The 18,540-nt window shown below is 57.9% G+C and carries 20 protein-coding genes; 19 read left to right on the forward strand and 1 reads right to left on the reverse strand.

The features are described 5' to 3' along the window. The first annotated feature begins 8 nt into the window (after positions 1-8). The 12 genes from dnaK to E308F_RS13755 all read left to right on the forward strand — a co-directional run bounded on the left by dnaK (position 9) and on the right by E308F_RS13755 (position 11,946). Entirely contained in the window at positions 9-1,850 is a 1,842-nt protein-coding gene (dnaK, locus tag E308F_RS13700; protein WP_141265480.1) for a molecular chaperone DnaK, read from the forward strand. Positions 1,851-1,866: 16 nt separating this feature from the next. After that, the gene (gene dnaJ, locus E308F_RS13705) at positions 1,867-3,015 is read left to right on the forward strand and encodes a molecular chaperone DnaJ (protein WP_141265481.1); all 1,149 of its coding nucleotides are present in this window, start codon (positions 1,867-1,869) and stop codon (positions 3,013-3,015) included. A 61-nt stretch (positions 3,016-3,076) separates the two neighbouring features. Further along, entirely contained in the window at positions 3,077-3,817 is a 741-nt protein-coding gene (locus E308F_RS13710; RefSeq protein WP_141265482.1) for a 16S rRNA (uracil(1498)-N(3))-methyltransferase, read from the forward strand. Between the two features lie 390 nt (positions 3,818-4,207). Beyond that, a complete protein-coding gene (gene mtaB / locus E308F_RS13715; RefSeq protein WP_141265483.1) occupies positions 4,208-5,578 on the forward strand; it encodes a tRNA (N(6)-L-threonylcarbamoyladenosine(37)-C(2))-methylthiotransferase MtaB in 1,371 nt (456 codons plus the stop codon). A 16-nt stretch (positions 5,579-5,594) separates the two neighbouring features. Further along, on the forward strand, positions 5,595-5,939 hold the full coding sequence (locus tag E308F_RS13720) for a histidine triad nucleotide-binding protein (protein WP_141265484.1): 345 nt from the start codon (positions 5,595-5,597) through the stop codon (positions 5,937-5,939). 87 nt (positions 5,940-6,026) lie between these two features. Continuing rightward, a complete protein-coding gene (gene rpsU / locus E308F_RS13725) occupies positions 6,027-6,203 on the forward strand; it encodes a 30S ribosomal protein S21 (RefSeq protein ID WP_106004464.1) in 177 nt (58 codons plus the stop codon). 147 nt (positions 6,204-6,350) lie between these two features. Further along, positions 6,351-6,653 (forward strand): sporulation protein YqfC, encoded by a 303-nt coding sequence (gene yqfC, locus E308F_RS13730; RefSeq protein ID WP_141265485.1) that lies wholly within the window; start codon positions 6,351-6,353, stop codon positions 6,651-6,653. A 27-nt stretch (positions 6,654-6,680) separates the two neighbouring features. Further along, positions 6,681-7,937, forward strand: a complete 1,257-nt coding sequence (gene yqfD / locus E308F_RS13735; RefSeq protein WP_141265486.1) for a sporulation protein YqfD — start codon at positions 6,681-6,683, stop codon at positions 7,935-7,937. A gap of 80 nt (positions 7,938-8,017) precedes the next feature. Beyond that, a complete protein-coding gene (locus E308F_RS13740) occupies positions 8,018-9,019 on the forward strand; it encodes a PhoH family protein (protein WP_141265487.1) in 1,002 nt (333 codons plus the stop codon). Further along, positions 9,001-11,166 carry an HD family phosphohydrolase gene (locus E308F_RS13745; protein ID WP_141265488.1) on the forward strand — a complete coding sequence of 722 codons (2,166 nt, stop codon included), beginning with the start codon at positions 9,001-9,003 and terminating at the stop codon, positions 11,164-11,166. Before E308F_RS13740 ends, E308F_RS13745 begins: the two co-directional genes overlap by 19 nt. After that, positions 11,135-11,605, forward strand: coding sequence for an rRNA maturation RNase YbeY (gene ybeY / locus E308F_RS13750; RefSeq protein WP_141265489.1), 471 nt, complete (start codon positions 11,135-11,137; stop codon positions 11,603-11,605). Before E308F_RS13745 ends, ybeY begins: the two co-directional genes overlap by 32 nt. After that, on the forward strand, positions 11,605-11,946 hold the full coding sequence (locus E308F_RS13755; protein WP_141265490.1) for a diacylglycerol kinase family protein: 342 nt from the start codon (positions 11,605-11,607) through the stop codon (positions 11,944-11,946). Before ybeY ends, E308F_RS13755 begins: the two co-directional genes overlap by 1 nt. 25 nt (positions 11,947-11,971) lie before the next feature. On the opposite strand, the gene E308F_RS13760 is transcribed toward E308F_RS13755, so the two are convergent. After that, a complete protein-coding gene (locus E308F_RS13760; protein WP_253256389.1) occupies positions 11,972-12,454 on the reverse strand; it encodes an NUDIX hydrolase in 483 nt (160 codons plus the stop codon). Between the two features lie 114 nt (positions 12,455-12,568). Here E308F_RS13760 and E308F_RS13765 point away from each other — a divergent pair, with 114 nt between their 5' ends. The 7 genes from E308F_RS13765 to glyS all read left to right on the forward strand — a co-directional run bounded on the left by E308F_RS13765 (position 12,569) and on the right by glyS (position 18,502). Next, positions 12,569-12,958: a cytidine deaminase gene (locus tag E308F_RS13765; protein WP_141265491.1), complete on the forward strand. Its 390-nt coding sequence runs from the start codon at positions 12,569-12,571 to the stop codon at positions 12,956-12,958. A 12-nt stretch (positions 12,959-12,970) separates the two neighbouring features. Further along, entirely contained in the window at positions 12,971-13,876 is a 906-nt protein-coding gene (gene era, locus E308F_RS13770) for a GTPase Era (RefSeq protein ID WP_141265492.1), read from the forward strand. A gap of 71 nt (positions 13,877-13,947) precedes the next feature. Continuing rightward, complete coding sequence (locus tag E308F_RS13775) at positions 13,948-14,136, forward strand: hypothetical protein (RefSeq protein ID WP_141304258.1); 189 nt, start codon at positions 13,948-13,950, stop codon at positions 14,134-14,136. A gap of 32 nt (positions 14,137-14,168) precedes the next feature. Next, positions 14,169-14,921, forward strand: coding sequence for a DNA repair protein RecO (gene recO, locus E308F_RS13780; protein WP_172613958.1), 753 nt, complete (start codon positions 14,169-14,171; stop codon positions 14,919-14,921). Positions 14,922-14,923: 2 nt separating this feature from the next. Beyond that, positions 14,924-15,358, forward strand: coding sequence for a DUF4342 domain-containing protein (locus E308F_RS13785; protein ID WP_141265494.1), 435 nt, complete (start codon positions 14,924-14,926; stop codon positions 15,356-15,358). Between the two features lie 126 nt (positions 15,359-15,484). After that, complete coding sequence (gene glyQ / locus E308F_RS13790) at positions 15,485-16,414, forward strand: glycine--tRNA ligase subunit alpha (protein ID WP_141265699.1); 930 nt, start codon at positions 15,485-15,487, stop codon at positions 16,412-16,414. Positions 16,415-16,417: 3 nt separating this feature from the next. Beyond that, a complete protein-coding gene (glyS, locus tag E308F_RS13795; protein WP_141265495.1) occupies positions 16,418-18,502 on the forward strand; it encodes a glycine--tRNA ligase subunit beta in 2,085 nt (694 codons plus the stop codon). Positions 18,503-18,540 lie beyond the last annotated feature (38 nt).

Genomic DNA, 18,540 nt, shown 5'->3' on the forward strand with positions numbered 1-18,540 from the left:
AGATCACAATGGGTAAAGTAATCGGTATCGATCTGGGTACAACTAACTCCTGCGTAGCCGTCATGGAAGGCGGGGAAGCAGTAGTCATCCCCAATGCGGAAGGCGGCCGTACCACACCTTCCGTTGTAGCTTTTACCAAAGACGGGGAGCGGGTTGTCGGCCAGGTGGCCAAACGCCAGGCCATCACCAATCCCGACCGGACCGTCATGTCCATTAAACGCCATATGGGCACCAATTATAAAGTAAAAATCGATGATAAGGAATACACGCCGCAGGAAATATCGGCCATGATCCTGCAAAAGCTGAAGGCCGACGCAGAGGCCTACCTGGGCGAAAAGGTGACCCAGGCGGTCATAACGGTACCGGCCTACTTTACTGACAGCCAGCGCCAGGCTACTAAAGACGCCGGCCGCATTGCCGGCCTGGAGGTTTTAAGGATTATCAACGAGCCTACGGCCGCGTCCCTGGCCTACGGCCTGGACAAAGAAGAAGACCAGACCATCCTTGTTTATGACCTGGGCGGCGGCACTTTTGACGTTTCCATCCTGGAACTGGGGGATGGCGTCTTTGAAGTCAAAGCTACCAGCGGTAATAACCGCCTGGGCGGTGATGACTTTGACCAGCGGATTATGGACTATCTGGTAGACATCTGCCGCCGGGAGCACGGGGTGGACCTGAGGCAGGATAAAATGGCCATGCAGCGCCTGAAGGAAGCGGCGGAAAAAGCTAAGATCGAGCTTTCCAGCATGACCAGCACCAACATTAACCTGCCCTTCATCTCAGCGACGCCTAACGGTCCCATCCACCTGGATGTCAACTTAACCCGGGCCAAGTTTGAAGAACTGATAGCCGACCTGGTAGAAAAGACCGTCGGTCCCACCAGGCAGGCCCTGGCCGACGCCGGGCTGGAGCCCAAGGATATTGACAAGGTGTTACTGGTAGGCGGCTCCACCAGGGTGCCCCTGGTCCAGGAGACGGTGCGCAAGATCCTGGGCAAAGAGCCTCACAAGGGCATCAACCCGGATGAGTGCGTTGCCCTGGGTGCCGCCATCCAGGCCGGGGTCCTGGCCGGCGAGGTCAAGGACGTCCTGCTCCTGGATGTTACCCCGCTGTCCCTCGGCATTGAAACCCTGGGCGGCGTGTTCACGAAGATAATTGAACGCAACACCACTATCCCGACGTCCAAGAGCCAGATCTTTTCCACCGCCGCCGACAACCAGACCACGGTGGAAATTCACGTCCTCCAGGGCGAGCGGGCCATGGCCGCCGACAATAAAACCCTGGGCCGCTTCCAGCTGACGGGTATCCCACCGGCGCCCCGGGGCGTGCCCCAGATCGAAGTCAAATTTGATATCGACGCCAACGGCATCGTCCACGTCTCGGCCAAAGACCTGGCCACCGGCAAACAGCAGGCCATAACCATTACTTCATCCAGCGGCCTCACGGAAGAAGAGATCCAGCGTATGGTAAAGGACGCCGAAGCATATGCCGAGAGCGACCGCAAGCGCAAGGAGGAAATTGAAACCAGGAACCAGGCGGACTCCCTCATCTACCAGGCCGACCGCACCTTGAAGGAATTTAAAGACAAAGCCGACAAGGCCGATGTGGACCGCATCGAACAGGCCAAGAAAGAACTCCAGGACGTCATGGACAGCAAGAATACGGCTAAGATCAAAGAAAAGATGGAAGCCCTTTCCCAGGCCCTCTATACCCTGACTACGAAGGTGTACCAGCAGGCCGGTGCCCAGGCCGGCGGGGCCCAAGGTGGCAGCGGTTCTACCGGCGAGGCCAAACAGGACGGCAATGTCTACGATGCCGACTACAAAATCGTCGATGACGACAAGAAATAAAAGCCGGTGACCAGCCATGGCCAAGCGCGATTATTATGAGATCCTGGGGGTTTCCCGGGATGCCTCCGAGGCGGAAATCAAGAAGGCTTACCGCCAGCTGGCGCGCAAGTACCACCCGGATATGAACCCGGGGAATAAAGAGGCCGAAGAAAAGTTCAAAGAAGTCCAGGAAGCCTACGAAGTCTTGAGCGATCCGGAGAAGAGGGCCCGCTACGACCAGTTCGGCCATGCCGGTATGGAGACGGGCGGGCCCGGCTTCGGCGGTTTTGATTTCGGCGGCGCTGGTGCCGATTTCGGCACCTTTGGCGACATCTTTGACATGTTCTTTGGCGGCGGTTTTGGCCGCACGGCCAGGCGTCAAGGTCCCCAGCGGGGCGATGACCTGCGCCTGGATATAGAAATTTCCTTTGAAGAAGCCGCCTTTGGCGGGGAAAAGGAAATCGGCGTACCGCGCCAGGAAAAGTGCCCGGCCTGTGACGGCAGCGGCGCGGCGCCCGGTACCAGGCCCAGGACCTGCCCCACCTGCCACGGCAGCGGGCAGATCCGCATCTCCCAGAGCACGCCCCTGGGCCACTTCCAGACGATACGCACCTGCCATCACTGCCACGGCCAGGGGACCATTATTGAAACGCCCTGTCCCACCTGCCGCGGCCGGGGTGTAGTCCAGCGCACCCGTAAGATAAAGATCAAAATTCCCGCGGGGGTGGACACTGGTGCCCGTCTGCGTATGGCCGGCGAAGGCGAGAGCGGTATCCGCGGCGGGCCGCCGGGCGACCTCTATGTCTATATTAATGTCCGGCCCCATCCCTTTTTCCGGCGGGAAGGATATGACGTCCTCTGCGAGGTACCGGTAACCATGGTCCAGGCGGCCCTGGGGGACAGGATCTTGGTGCCCACCCTGGACGGTAAAGTAGAACTGAATATTCCCGCCGGCACCCAGAGCGGGGCCACCTTCAGGCTGAAGGGCAAGGGCATCCCCCGCTTGAACGGCGCCGGCCGGGGCGATCAGCATGTCCGGATTCATGTCGAGACGCCTACCAACCTTAATGAAAAACAGAAGGAACTGTTGCGGGAGTTTGCCCGCCTGTATGGCTGGGAGCCCAAAGGCACCAGGGAACAGGATAAAGGTTTCTTTAAGAAAGTAAGAGACGCCTTTATGGGCTAAAGCCCTGTCCCTGGTGGCTGGTAAGGTTATGTTCAGCTACCCTGTGGGAGGGTGAGCCGATATGGCCCACCATTTTTTTCTGCCCGGGCCTGTTGTTCCCGGCGAACCGGCCGTCCTGGAAGGGGAAAACGCCCATCACGCCCTCCGCGTCCTGCGCCTGCGGGTGGGAGAGACCATCTCCCTGGCCGACAGCCAGGGTCAGGGGTACCTGGCGGAAATCATCGCCATCCACAAAGACCGGGTGGTCGCTGCCGTCAAAGCCCCCCTGGAGAGCTCCGAGCCGCGGGTAAAAGTCACCCTCTACCAGGGCTGGCCCAAGGGCGATAAAATGGATTTTATCATCGAAAAATGTACAGAATTAGGGGTAGCCAGGATTGTCGTCCTCAATACGGAACGTTCCATCCCCCGGCCGGACCAGGTGGCCTGTGCCCGGCGGCGGGAACGCTGGCAGCAGAAGGCCCGGGCAGCAGCCAGCCAGAGCCGCCGGCACCTGATCCCCGCGGTGGACGGCCCCCTGGAGCTACAGGCAGCCCTGGCAGGGCTTAAACCCGGCACCTTGTTGCTGGTCCCCTGGGAAGAAGAACGCTCCTGTGACCTCAAGTCCATACTCACCGCAGTCCCGGAAGAACAGGAACTGGCCTTGCTTATTGGCCCCGAAGGGGGCTTGAGCCGGGCGGAAGTCGAACTGGCCCGTAAATTTGGTGGTTTACCCGTAACCCTCGGCCCCCGCATCTTGAGGACGGAAACGGCCGGCCTGGTCTGCCTGGCTGCCATCATGTATGCCCTTGGGGAACTGTCATAAACCCCGCTATTGAGGCAAGCAAGACAAGATACCTGTGCCGCTGGCGCGGCACCAGCAGATGGCTGAAAACAACAAGCTGGCATTTGTCGGGAGCGAGCGAGCTTCTACCGAGTGGTGAAGCGGCCCAGGCGAAGCTGAGGGATGGATGATAAGCGGGGCCGAGGACAGCGAGGCCTTCGGCCGGATTCTAAAGGCAAGGATGCCCAATAGGTCGGGAACCCCGCCTTAAGCCCTGGCTGACCCAGCACTCAACTCGCAACGGTTTTGTTCGCGAAGAGACACCTATTACAAACGAGTTGAGTGCTGGGCGCTCCACAAGGGCCATGGAGCGAGCGAGACAATGCCAGCCTGCGATAAAATTATTTTCAGGGTAGATCAGAGGTGAAACTCGTGCCCTCATCCCGAGTGGCCCTGGTGAGCCTGGGCTGCAAAGTCAACCAGAACGAACTGGAAGCCATGAAGCACCTCTTCCGGGAGGCCGGCTACGAGATCGTACCCTTCCCGGAAAAGGCCGACGTCTACGTCGTTCACACCTGCACGGTCACCCACATCAGCGACCGCAAGTCGCGGCAGCTTATCCGCCGCGCCCTCCGGGCCAACCCGGAAGCAGTAGTGGCCGTTACCGGCTGCTATGCCCAGGTAGCTCCGGGGGAGGTGCTGGCTATCCCCGGCGTCGATGTAATAGTCGGTACCCGGGATCGGCACCGGCTGGTAGAATTAGTAGAAAAAGCACGCGAAGAAGGTGCTCCGATTAACGCCGTCCGCGCCCATGAGCCCGGCGAAGCCTTTGAGGAATTGCCTCTGGTAGAGGTGAGCAGGGCGCGGGCTTTCCTGAAGATTCAGGAAGGTTGCGAGGAATTCTGTACATACTGCATTGTCCCTTATGCCCGCGGGCCCTTACGCAGCCGGGCACCAGAAGCGATTCTGGCCGAGGTGGAGCGCCTGGTAGCTGAGGGTTACCTGGAAATAGTCCTCACCGGCGTCCACACCGGCGCCTATGGCCGCGACCTTCCCGGAGGGATAGACCTGGCCAGCCTTCTGAAAAAAATCGTCCAGATCCCCGGGCTGCAACGCCTTCGCATCAGCTCCATTGATCCCCTGGATTTTACCCCCGAATTGAAGGCCGTGCTGACAGGGGAAGAGGTCATCTGTCCCCATTACCATATCCCCCTCCAGAGTGGGGATGATACCATCCTGCAAAGAATGGGACGCCGTTACAGCAGCCGTTACTACCTGGAGTTAATCGCTTCCCTGCGCTCCAGGCGGCCCCGGGCGGCCTTTACCAGCGACGTCATGGTCGGCTTTCCAGGGGAAACAGAAGAGCAGTTTCAAAATACCATGGCGTTAGTCAAGGAGGCAGCCCTGGCTGCGATCCATGTTTTTCCTTATTCCCCGCGCCGGGGTACGCCGGCGGCGGCCATGCCTGATCAAGTAGCCCCTGAGGTAAAAAAGGAGCGGGAACGGCGGCTCCTGCAGCTGGGGCGCCGCCTGGCCCGCCAGTATGCCCGGGAGTTTTTAAACGAAACCATGGCGGTCCTGGTGGAAAGACCTTTGCCCGGTCAACCGGGGGTTTATGAAGGCCATACCGACAATTACCTGAACGTAGCCTTTCCGGCGGAAAGGGATTTGACGGGACAACTTGTCACGGTAAGGCTTAAGGAATTACAGGGAGGTTTAATCTGGGGCAGATTAGAAAAAGATGTTAAGGAGAAGCAGGAAAATGGCCCTGGAGAGAGAAATAAAGATTTAGTACAGCATTGAGAAGGGAGTAAATCACGTGGCCGAGGAATGTATCTTTTGTAAAATAGCCGGGGGTCAGCTCCCGGCCGAGGTGGTTTACCAGGATGAGCAGGTGGTAGCCTTTAAAGACATCCGACCGGTAGCCCCGGTACATATTTTAATTATCCCCAGGAAGCATATACCCGATCTCACGGCCATTACCCCGGAAGATAAAGAACTGCTCGGCCACATCCACCTGGTGGCGGTGCAAATTGCCCGCGAGCTGGGCCTGGCCGAGCGCGGTTTCCGCCTGGTAAATAATTGTAAAGAAGAGGGCGGGCAGGTTATTTACCACCTCCATTTCCATCTTCTGGGAGGCCGGCAGCTGAGAATCCTGGGTTGACGCCCAAAAAAGGATAGAGTATAATTAAAATCATGCTGAGCTTTTGAGGGTAGCATCCACCGGGTGGCGGGGGGAGGGAAGCAAGGGTTGAGCGAGGTTAGAATTGGCAAAAATGAATCCATTGATGCCGCTTTAAAGCGGTTCAAGCGTATCTGTCAGAAGGCAGGTATTCTTTCAGAAGCCCGGCGCCGGGAACACTACGAAAAACCCAGCGTCAGGCGCAAAAAAAAATCCGAAGCGGCTCGCAAACGTCGCTGGCACTGATGAAACAGAGTATGTTGCCTCCCTCTGGCGAATAATTTTCCCGGTGGCCAGCTTTCCTGGAAATACAGGCCCGGTCCGGCAGGACCGGGCTTTTTTACGGTCTTTTTTGCCCTGCCTTTGCATAAAGTATTGGCAGGAGGGGACAGGATGGGGAAAAATCGTTCCCGGCGCAATGTAATGGACAGAGCACGGCGGCTGGAAAAGGCTGTTACCGAATATTTAGAGTTACCGGCAGACGCCGTCCTGGATCTGCCGCGCCTGACCCTGGTAGGCAACAGCCGGCTGGTAGTGGAAAACCATCGGGGCATCAGCGAGTACCAGCCGGACCTGGTACGCCTGAGACTCAGTACCGGCGAGCTGGAGATCAAGGGGACAGGCATAATCCTGCGGGAAATCAAGCCGGATGCCATCGCCCTGGAAGGTACCATCCAGTCCCTAAGATTTTTGTAATTATTTCCACAGGGGAGGAAGAAACCGGTGGCCTGGCGCAGCTGGCTGACTTACGTGGAGGGCTATCTGGTACTTACCATCAGCGGTGACGACCCGGAAGGCTTTCTCAATCTGGCCCTGGCCAGGAACATCAGCTTCTGGGATATTACCATTAACAGGAACGGCAGTATCCAGGCTAAAATGAAGGCCGGCGAATACCGCGCCCTGCGCTCCCTGGCCCGGCAGAGCCACTGCCGGGTCCGTATTGTGGACAAGCGGGGCTGGCCCTTTTTCAGCCGCCGCCTGCGGGGGCGGCAGGTGCTGCTCCTGGGTAGTATTTTCTTTTTACTGGCTATCTACCTCCTGTCCACCTTTATCTGGGTGGTGGAAGTCAGGCCGGAAAGCGGGCCGCTACGCCGGGTAACGCCGGCCCAGGTCCTGGCCGCGGCTAGGGCGGAAGGCTTAAAGCCCGGTGCCAGGAAAAGCGCTCTCGATATCCGCGTCCTGGAGCACGCCCTGGAGCGCCGTCTGCCTCAGGTAGCCTGGGTAGGTATCCGCTTCCAGGGTACCAGGGCCGAGATCACCGTGGTAGAAAAGGCAGCCCCTCCCGGGGAGGAAGCCTCTGACCGGCCGGCCAGTATTATTGCCGCCAAAGACGGGGTAATAAAGGATATCTTGGTCATCAACGGCGAGGGCAGGGTAAAGGCCGGTGATACGGTCCGACAGGGAGAAATACTGATTTCAGGCCTCATTTTACCCCCCCCGCCGGAAAAAAAGCCGGGCGAGGCAGCTTCTCCTGAGCAGCCCCTCTCCCCACCTCGGCTGGTTCGGGCGCGGGGTATTGTGCGCGCCCGGGTCTGGTATGAAGGGGAAAAAGAGATCAGTCGCCGGCAGGTCCAGGAAGTGCCAACCGGCCGGCAGCAAACGACGATAATGGTGCAGGTTCCCGGCCACCGCTATATCTTGAAAGGACCGGAACGGCCTTCCTATACCAATTACCGCAAGGAAAATAAAGTTATGGCTTTGCCATCCTGGAGGAATTTTACCCTGCCCGTCGAACTCATTATTACGACCTATTATGAAGTCCAGGTCCGGTACCGGCAGCTTTCTTTTGAAGATGCAGTAAGGGCTGCCGGCGAACAGGCCCTGGCGGAACTCAAGGAAAAATTACCACCGGGAGCCGGCATTACGGGTCAGAAGATAGTTCCCTTAAGCAAACCCGAAGATGAGGTAGTGCGTGTCCGGGCCTGGGTGGAAACGGAAGAGGACATCGGGCAAGTTGTTCCCCTTAGCGGCAATGGTTAAGAGGCCGAAACAAGGCGGCGGCATTTACCCTGGCTGCTGTATATGCTAAAATAAAATGATTAAGATTATACAAGGAGCTGATGGATAAAACCTTGACCAACAATTACGAAACCCGGCTGACAGTTGGCAGCAACGGCGAGGCTGTCAATCTTTTCGGTCATCAGGATGAAAACCTGAAATTTATTGAGAGCCATACTTCAGCCCGGATCGTAGCGCGCGGGAATGAACTGACTTTAAGCGGGACGCGCCAGGAAGTCGAGGAACTGGAAAGACTTTTCCGACAGTTGATTAAACTGGCCCATTCCGGCATGACCATTAATACAGCAATCATTAACTACACGTGGAACCTGGTCCGGCACCAGAATGACATGGCGGGCCAGACCGACCTGGCCCAGGCCCTGGGGGAAGTACTTTACGTTACTCCCCGGGGTAAACAGATTCGCCCCAAAACCCTGGGGCAGCTACGCTATGTCCAGGCTATGCGCCGTTATGATATTGTCTTTGGCATTGGCCCGGCCGGGACAGGGAAAACCTACCTGGCCGTAGTTATGGCCGTCAATGCCCTCCGGTCCCGCAGTGTGGAACGGATAATACTCGCCCGGCCGGCAGTTGAGGCCGGGGAAAAGCTGGGCTTCCTGCCCGGCGACCTGCAGGAAAAGGTTAACCCCTATCTACGGCCCCTTTATGACGGCCTTTATGATATTTTAGGTATGGAAACGGCACAAAAGTATATGGAAAAAAATATTATAGAAGTAGCGCCTCTGGCCTATATGCGGGGGCGTACCCTGGATGACGCCTTCATTATCCTGGATGAAGCCCAAAACACTACTTCCGAACAGATGAAGATGTTCCTCACCCGTATAGGCTTTGGCTCCCGGGCCGTCATTACCGGCGACGTTACCCAGGTGGACCTGCCCCGGGATACGACTTCCGGCCTGGTAGAAGCCCAGCAAATCTTAAGGGGTATTGAGGGCATTGCCATCGAGTATCTAACCGAGGCTGACGTTGTCCGCCATCCCCTCGTCCAGGAGATCATCAAGGCCTATGAGAGGAGTGACCGGATGTGCCATGGCAGCGGCTAAAAGGGTTAATGCACCCGCTGCTGGCCCGGCTTGGTCCTAAATTTTTGCGAACCAGGGTCATCTGTGGAATGGCCCTGTTTGCCGTTGCCGTAACCATTATGGCCCTGGATTACCTGCCGCAAAAGCTGGATTTAAAGGTGGGGCAGCCCAGCCCCCAGGATTTCAAGGCGCCCCAGGGCATTGTTTACGAAAGTGAGGTTTTAACCCAAAAGGCCAGGGAAGAAGCGGCCCGGCAGGTAACTCCCGTTTACCGGGTGGACAGCTCGGTAGTAACTACTTTAACAGATCAGGTAGATAATATTTTCCAGGCGATAAGGGAGATTAATAATAGTACAGGTAACAGCAGCGAACGGGTGGCACGTTTAAAGGACCGGTTAAGCCAGTTAAAATTAACTGCTCCCACCCTCCAGGCCCTGGCGGCAGCCGATGCCACTACCCTCAATAACCTGGCCGGCATGACCAAGAATATTGTCAGCCAGGTAATGAATGAGGCCGTACCCCAGGATGCCGTGAGTACCGCCAGGGACAAGATGCTGGCAGCCGTTGAGACGGCGGGAATAGAGGCCAGGTATAAACCTGCAGTGGTAGCCATTATCCAGAACCTGGAATTAAAGCCCAATCTCATCTATGACGTTGCCGCCACCATGCAAAAGCGGGAGAAAGCTGCCGCCGAGGTGAGCCCGGTCCAGGTAACCATCCGCCAGAATGAAAAAATCGTCAGCGACGGGGAACTGGTAACGGCGGAAGATATCGAAGCCCTGCAAAAACTGGGCCTCCTGCGCTCCGGGGCTTCCTGGGGAGCGCTATTTGGCCTTATCTTTTTCCAGGCCCTTCTGGTAGCCCTGCTGCTCCTGTATTTACGCTTTTTTAAACCGGATATTTATAACAGCAACCAACTGTTACTGTTGCTGGGTCTATTATGGTTGATTTTCCTTATTTTTTCCCGGGTTGTGGCCGCCATCAGCCTGGGTGGCCGGGCAGAATTTACCCGCCTGGTAGGATATCTCATGCCGGTAGCCGCCGGTTCCATGCTGGTAGCCATCCTCATGGATGCCCAGGTGGCTGTAATTTTTACCGTCTTCCTGGCCCTGGAGGCCGGGATCATCGGCGGTAATCTCTACCAGTTTACGGCCATGGGTGCCGTCAGCGGCCTGGTGGGTATTTACTGTGTCACCCATTTAAGTCAACGTTCGGATCTCGCCCGGTCCAGCCTCTTTTTAATGCTGGCCAACCTGTTAAGTGTTATCGCGCTGGGACTGATGCTCAAGTCCACTCTGTCCCAGCTGAGCGTCGCCGCGGTCCTGGCCCTGGCCAACGGACTGCTTTCCACGGTCTTAACCATCGGCTTTTTGCCCTTTCTGGAGAACAGTTTCGGTATAACCACGGCGGTAAAGCTCCTGGAGCTTTCCAATCCCAATCACCCTTTGTTAAAGCGCCTGCTTCTGGAAGCTCCGGGCACCTACCACCACAGCATCCTGGTGGGGAACCTGGCCGAGGCGGCGGCCGATGCCGTGGGGGCCGATTCCCTCCTGGCCCGGGTAGGAGCCTATTACCATGATATCGGGAAGCTAAAGCGGCCCTACTTTTTCATTGAAAACCAGGTGACGGCCGAAAACCCCCATGACCGGCTGGCCCCGACTTTAAGTACCCTCATCATTTCCTGCCATGTCAAAGACGGCCTGGAAATGGCGCGGGAATATCGCCTGCCCCAGGTAATCCAGGATATTATTGCCCAGCACCACGGGGCTACTTTGATGACCTATTTCTACCACAAAGCCCGGGAAAACAGTCGGGGCGACAGTGTAAATGAAAACGACTTTCGCTATGAAGGGCCGATCCCCCGGAGCAAAGAAGCTGCCATAGTCATGCTGGCCGACAGCGTCGAAGCCGGCATCCGTTCCCTGCCCAGGCCCACACCCGGCCGCATGGAGGGTTTTGTGCGCAAGATTATCCGGGAAAAGCTGGATGACGGCCAGCTGGAAGCCAGCGATTTAACGTTTAGGGAACTGGCTGTTATCGCTGAGGCCTTTATGCGCGTCTTAAACGGCATCTTTCACACCCGGGTGGAGTACCCGGAAGTTGTCCTCAAGGAAATGGAAAGGAGAAAAAACCGTAATGGAGTGCTCCATAAACAATCAGCAGGATGATTACCCTCTGGGGGAGGAACTGATATCCTTACTGGAAAAGGTCCTCCAGGAGGCCGCTGCTGTGGAGGGAGTGGACCCGGGAGCCGAAGTGGGCCTGACCCTGGTCGATGACGCTGCCATCCGGGACCTCAACCGGACCTACCGGGGTATTGATGCCCCTACCGACGTCCTTTCCTTTGCTTTAGAAGAAACAAGTCCCGGGGAACCTGCTCATTTTGACCCGCGGGTGGACAGGCTCCTGGGGGATATCGTTGTTTCGGTACCCACGGCCGCCCGCCAGGCGCAAAACTACGGCCACTCCCTGGCCAGGGAACTGGCTTTTCTTACCGTCCACGGTTTCCTGCACCTCCTCGGCTATGACCACGGCACGGAAGATGCAGCCGCCAGGATGGAGGCGCGCCAGGAAGATATACTTGCCCGGGTGGGGCTGAAGCGGTAATGCCGGCCAAATTCCGGGCCGCTCTGGCCGGGGTTGTCTACTGCCTGCGGACGCAGATCAATATGGTCATTCACCTGGCAGCAATGATGGCCGTCATAGGGGCCGGCTGGTATTTCCACGTGCGGCCATGGGAATGGGTAGCGCTGGCCATAGCCATCACCATGGTCCTGGCTGCTGAAGCCTTCAATACAGCTCTAGAAGTAACCGTAAACCTTTATACGAGTAAATACCATCCCCTGGCGCGCATCGCCAAAGACGTCGCCGCCGGGGCCGTTTTAATTACTGCCCTGGGGGCGGTAGCCGTGGCGTACATCATTTTTGGCCCGCGCCTGGGTTTTTAGGCGGCTTACCCGGGCGCAGCATATTTTAAAAAGCCTGGTGGTGGATGGTGCGGTAGAGGATTCCGGCCGGCGGGGTACCATCAAGTAGATTCCAGGCAGCCAGGAGTTCCTTTAACCCCCTGCTGAGGGGATAAGCAGTTACTTCATGCAGGGGTATCCAGCCGGCGGCAGCAGCATCGGTGGCCGGGCATAAGCTCCCACCCCGGTATTCCGCCCAGAAATCAATCAGGACGTAATGGTACTTAATCCGGCCGTTGTCATCGGTATGGATGCTGTCCAGGACGGCGATGGGCGGTCCGGCAGCCACCTTGATGCCACACTCTTCGAAAACTTCACGTTCCACAGCCTCCCGGGCCGTTTCCCCTGTTTCCTGGGCGCCGCCGGGCAGGCTCCATAAACCTGCCGCCGGCGGCGTCCCCCGGCGGACCAGCAGGATGTTCCCTTCCTTGATGACCACCGCCCCTACCCCTACAATTGGGTGGAGGGGATAACTCCGTTCCATAGGCATGGCAAAACACCCCCGCCAATATTATATCCCAGGGGTAGAGGACGGGGCCAGGGGGCGTTAAAATTGACCGCCTGCTTAACTGAATGGTAAAATTAGATCGGGGAGGTACCTGCGGTGGCCTGTAATCCCGAAGATCTAATCGCAGCGGCGGCCGGAGCGAAAGAGAAAGCTTACGCGCCTTACTCTCGCTTTAAGGTGGGCGCGGCCCTGCTTACGGCCGGGGATAGGGTCTATACCGGCTGCAATATTGAAAATGCCTCCTACAGTTTGACCATCTGCGCCGAGCGGGTGGCCCTGTTTCAGGCCGTGGCTGCCGGCGAACGGGAGTTTGTCGCCCTGGCCGTAGTCGGCGGGGAACTCACAGCCTGTTTTCCCTGCGGCGCCTGCCGCCAGGTGCTGGCCGAATTTGCTCCCGGGCTGGAAATCATCACCGGCCAGCCCGGTGGACCCGTTCATCGCCGCTTTTTAAAGGAACTGTTACCGGATACCTTTACCTTGAAATGAGGTGCCTGTTCCTTGGCCGAGGAGTATGTTTCCGGATTTGCCGGGCTTATAGGCCGGCCCAATGCCGGTAAATCGACCCTTTTAAACCAGCTGGTGGGCCGGAAAATTGCTATCATGTCCGATAAGCCCCAGACGACGCGCAATAAGATTTTAGGGGTGCTGACGACAGATAGTTGCCAGATCGTTTTTTTAGATACCCCCGGTATCCATAAGCCCCAGCACCAGCTGGGGGAGTATATGGTAGCTGTGGCCCGGAACACCCTGGCCGAAGTCGATGTCATCCTTTATGTGGTTGACGCTGCCGTCGCCCCGGGGGCCGGTGAGGAATATATCATTGAGCAATTAAAAGGGGTGGCTACCCCAGTAATCTTGATTCTCAATAAAATTGACCTGGTGGATGCCGCCACCCTGCAGCAGCGGGAGGACTTTTTCCGGGCCCGCCTGGATTTTAAAGCTGTCCAGGCAGTGTCGGCCCTGGCAGGTACCAATGTGGCCGCCCTGCCCGATTTAATCAGCCATTTCCTGCCACCGGGACCCCAGTATTACCCCCCGGAAATGGTCACCGACCAGCCGGAGAAATTTGTCATGGCCGAGCTCATCCGGGAACAGGTCCTCCGGGTGACCCGGGAAGAAGTTCCCCATGCGGTGGCCGTGGTGGTGGAGGAAATAGCCGAGCGCCCCAATGACTACCTCTACGTCGACGCCGTGATTTACGTGGAAAGGGATTCCCAAAAAGGTATTATCATCGGCCAGGGAGGGCAGCGGCTGAAAGAGATTGGCACCGGGGCCCGCCTGGAAATGGAAGCCCTTTTGGGCAGCAAAATTTTTTTAAATTTAAGGGTGCGGGTAAAGAAAAACTGGCGCCAGCAGGAACTGGCTCTAAGGCAGCTGGGATATGACCGCCGGCTCATCCAGTAGAAACCTGGTATAAGACCCGGCATTCAGGCTAGCCTAATAAGTGCCTGACCAGTAGGAGAAACCCGGAAAGGATGACACTTATGACATTAAACGAAGCATGGTGGCACCTGTTTACCCTGACGGGCAGTATCGAGGCCTATCTCCTTTACCGTGGCATCCTGGAACCGGTTGAATCCTCCCCGCCGGCAGCCCGCAGCAAGGTTAGAGTTAGCTTCCGGCCGGGCAAGGGGCCGGCTGCGGGGCCGGGGATTAAAATTTAGGCGGGAGGGAAATTTTTTCCGGAGGCATAGAAATGGCGGGTTATTTCCGGGCCGAAGGTATAGTCCTGAAAAGCAGGGACTATCAGGAAACGGACCAGCTGCTGACCATTCTGACCCCCAACCACGGCAAGATAGACGCCATCGTCAAAGGAGTGCGTAAACCCAAAAGCAGCTTGCGCAGCGGTACCCAGCAGCTCTGCCGGTCCCGCTTTTTATTTTACGCGGGCAAAAGCCTGGCCACCGTCACCCAGTGTGAGGTGCAATCGATCTTCGCCCCTTTACGCCAGGACTTGCGACGCCTGGCCTATGCCTGCTACCTGGTAGAGATAGCCGACAGCGTCGTCATGCCCGGCCAGGTGAATCCCGCTATGTACAACCTTTTGAAGCAGGGGCTGGAGCAGCTGGCCGTGGCGCCGCCGGCTCTGGTGGCCCGCGCCTTTGAAGCCCGGACGTTAAAAATCCTGGGCCTGGAGCCGCGCCTGGACCGCTGCGCCTCATGCGGGGGGGCTTTAAGGAGTGTCGAGCGGGTAACCGTAGCCCCGGCGGCCGGCGGCACCATTTGCCCGCAATGCCGCGGGCGGGAGGGCCCGGAGTACCAGGTAAGGCCGGGTAGTATAAAGATCTGGCAACAGTTAAATCATATGAACTGGCGGCATCTCCGGCGACTACGGATTAGCCCTTACCTGGCCAGGGATCTGGAGGAAATTATGCCCGCCTTTTTGGAATACTATTTAGACAGGAAACTTAAATCCCGTGCTTTGATTAATGAAATAGGGGGGCAATGAAGATGACGGAACTGGAAAAGATCGACCAGCTGCGCGAGCGCTTAGGGATTAGTTACCGTGAAGCAAGGGAGGCCCTGGAGCGGGCCGGCGGTGATGTCCTGGAGGCCCTCATCCAGTATGAAGAAAGCGCCAAGGAAGGCTTCCAGAAGGAACTGGCCGGCTGGAGCGAGAAACTCATGGAGCGCATTCGCAGCATCCTGCGCCATGGCAATGTGACGCGGATTAAAGTAAAAAAGGATGGCAAAACCGTGGCTGAAATACCGGCAACCGTCGGGGCCCTGGGGATCATGGGTATCCTGGCCAGCAGCGAGCTGGCCATTCTGGCCGGCTTAAGTACGGTGGCGGCCCTCTTTAACCGCTATACCCTGGAAGTAGAGCGGCCCGACGGCAGGGTGGAAGAACATACCCTGGATGTGGAGAACCAAGTTGACAAGTAGAGGAGGTTTTTGCTAAATTATTGTTATGTGAGGCTGGCCAGGGGCCGGCCGCTATGTTGCCACGAAAAGTTAGCTCCCGTCCCTGGCAGGGCGGGGCTTCTTTTATTAAGAGGGGAGTAATTGCACTTGAATTTCCAGGAACTCATCATGACCCTGCAGCAGTACTGGGCGGCCCAGGGCTGTGTTATCCAGCAGCCCTACGACCTGGAAAAAGGAGCCGGAACCATGCACCCGGCGACCTTTTTACGGGTGCTGGGACCGGAGCCCTGGCGGGTAGCCTATGTCGAACCCTCCCGCCGGCCCACCGACGGCCGCTACGGTGAAAACCCCAACCGCCTCCAGCACTACTATCAGTACCAGGTCATCTTAAAGCCTTCCCCCGACAATGTCCAGGATTTATACTTAAAGAGCCTGGAAGCCATCGGCATCAATCCCCACGAGCATGACATCCGCTTTGTCGAGGATAACTGGGAATCCCCTACCCTCGGCGCCTGGGGCCTGGGGTGGGAAGTGTGGCTGGACGGCATGGAGATCACCCAGTTCACCTACTTCCAGCAGTGCGGCGGGTTTGACTGCCGGCCGGTGAGCGCCGAGATTACTTACGGCCTGGAACGGCTGGCCATGTACATCCAGCAGGTGAACAGCGTCTATGACATTGAATGGGTAGACGGTATCACCTACGGTGACATCCACCACCAGGCAGAGGTTGACTACTCCCACTACAACTTTAATGCTGCCGATACCAGCATGCTTACCGCCCTTTTTAATGCCTACGAGGCTGAAGCCAGGCGGGTAGTAGAACAGGGCCTGGTCCAGCCGGCCTACGATTACGTCCTCAAGTGTTCCCACACCTTTAACCTCCTGGATGCCCGGGGAGCCATCAGCGTTACCGAGCGTACGGCCTATATCGGCAGGGTACGCCACCTGGCACGCCTGTGCGCCGCCGCGTATCTAGAGCAGCGGCAAAAACTGGGCTATCCCCTGCTAACCCCTTCTCCTGCAGCTGTAGTCTCCGGCCAGGACCGTAAAGACGCCTACGATGTCAAGGAGGGATAGCCCGTGGCCCGCGATCTTGTATTTGAAATAGGTACCGAAGAGATTCCCGCCCGCTTTATGCCCGGGGCATTAGAACAAATGGCGACCCTTGCCGGGCAGCTTTTAGAGGAATACCGCTTAAAATACCAGCAGGTGACAACCTACGGCACCCCCCGGCGGCTGGCCCTTTACATAAGCGGCCTGGCCGAAGAGCAGGAGGAACTGGTGCAGGAAATCAAGGGACCGCCGGTAAAGGTAGCCTTTACTGCCGACGGCCAGCCCACGAAGGCCGCCCTGGGATTTGCCAGGAACAACGGCGTAAAGGTAGAGGAACTGGTCACCCGTAAAATTAACGGCGGGGAGTATGTCTTTGCCGTCAAGAAAGAAGCCGGGCGGCCGGCCCTGGAGGTCCTGCCGGACCTGCTTCTGGCCGTAGTCGATGGTTTAAGTTTTCCCAAGCCCATGCGTTGGGGATCCCTTGATATGCGTTTCGCCCGCCCCATTCGCTGGGTCCTGGCCCTCTTCGGGGAGGAAGTCGTTCCCCTGGAGCTGGCCGGCCTCGCTTCGGGCCGCCTAACCTACGGCCACCGTTTCCTGGCCCCCGGTCCCCATGAAGTACCGGCTGCTCCCGCCTACCTCCAGGTTCTGGAGAAAAACTACGTCCTAGCCGACCAGCACCGCCGCCGGCGGCTCATCTGGGAGCAGGTTACACAACTTGCCGCCCGGGAAGGAGGCCGGGTGGAGGAAGACCCCGACTTACTGGAAGAGATCAATTACCTGCTGGAATACCCCACGGCCCTAACCGGCCGTTTTAACCCGGAATACCTGAAGCTCCCCCGGGAAGTAGTCATTACCCCCATGCGCGACCACCAGCGCTATTTTCCCGTGTGGAATGACCGGGGCGAGCTCCTTCCCCTGTTTATAACCGTCCACAATGGCACGGCCGCCCACCTGGATACCATCAGCCGCGGCAATGAAAGGGTGCTGGCCGCAAGGCTCGCCGACGCCGCTTTCTTTTACCGGGAAGACCGGAAAATTCCTCTTGCAGACAGGGTGAACAAACTGGAAGAGATTGTTTTCCAGGAGAGCCTGGGGACCATGCTGGCCAAGACCCGGCGCATCAAGCGATTGAGCCGGATGCTGGTCCAGGCCCTGGACCTGCCGGGGGAGCTGGTCCCGGTTGTCGAGCGCACGGCGGAGCTGGCCAAGGCCGACCTGGTAACCTCCATGGTTTATGAATTCCCCGAGCTCCAGGGGATTATGGGCTCCTATTACGCCGCCCACGACGGCGAGGCCCCCGAAGTCTGCCAGGGCATCCGCCAGCACTACTGGCCGCGCTTTGCCGGCGACCGCCTGCCCGATTCCCTGACGGGTATGGTCGTGGGCCTGGCCGACCGCCTGGACACCCTGGTGGGCTGCTTCGGCGCCGGGTTAATTCCTACCGGCTCCCAGGACCCCTACGCCCTGCGCCGCCAGGCCGCAGGTCTGGTAACCATGGCCGTGGAGCTCGATTTGCAATTTTCCCTGGCCGGGGTCATTGCCGCCGCCTATGAAGGCTATACGGAGGCCGGCATCCGGCTGGCCCAGGATTTAACCGCCGTCCGGGAGCAGCTGGCCGGGTTCTGCCGCCAGCGGCTGGAGCATCTCCTGGCCGAAAAGGGCATTCGTTTTGATGTCATCCAGGCCTGCCTGGCCGCCGGCAGCGACGACCTGGCCGGCGTCTTCCACCGCGCCCGGGATTTAAACGCCTTCCGGGAAGAAGAAGGTTTTGCCGCCCTGCAGACGGCCTTCACCCGCGCCTTCAACCTGGCCCGTAAGGCCGGGGAAAGGTATGTCCTGCAGCCGGATGCATTGAAAGAAAAAGTGGAAATCGATCTTTACCGGGCCCTGGAAAAGGTACGACAGCAGGCGGAACCAAAGCTTAAGGCAGGCAATTACCTGGAAGCTTTAAAGGCCATGACCCCTCTGCGGGAACCCATTGACGCCTTCTTTGACGGCGTCCTGGTCATGGCTCCGGAAAAAGAAGTTCGCAACAACCGCCTGGCCCTGCTTCAGGAGGTAGTGGACCTGGTCTTCCAGGTGGCCGACTTTTCCCGCCTGGTATCCTAGCAAAAATTTTTAGATAAGCAAGAAGGAAAATGACCGGG

This window comes from Moorella sp. E308F (assembly GCF_006538365.1).
Taxonomy (GTDB): Bacteria; Bacillota; DSM-521; order Neomoorellales; family Neomoorellaceae; genus Neomoorella.